The organism is Peptococcaceae bacterium 1198_IL3148, from assembly GCA_036763105.1.
Classification (GTDB): domain Bacteria; phylum Bacillota; class Desulfotomaculia; order Desulfotomaculales; family Desulfohalotomaculaceae; genus JBAIYS01.
Genome location: JBAIYS010000089.1, coordinates 1 through 236 on the forward strand (window position 1 = coordinate 1; position 236 = coordinate 236).

Below are 236 nucleotides of genomic sequence, written 5' to 3' on the forward strand. Positions count from 1 at the left end.
AACCTTGGGTTTTCGGCGGGCAGGATTCTCACCTGCCTTATCGCATACTCATACCGGCATTCTCACTTCCTACCACTCCACAGCTCCTTACGGTACTGCTTCAATGCAATAGGAACGCTCCCCTACCAAAACGGTCGTCGGTCGTCAGGCAACAGTCGTCAGGTTTTTGAAACATTCATTTATGCATTCAGTGCCTTTTGTAGGGGTTTGATTTATCAAACCCTTAACATGCATCT

Annotated in this window: 1 rRNA gene; it reads right to left on the bottom strand. The window is 47.5% G+C overall.

What is annotated here, in order from left to right:
- Nucleotides 1–236, bottom strand: a 23S ribosomal RNA gene (locus V6C27_14995); the annotation flags it as partial.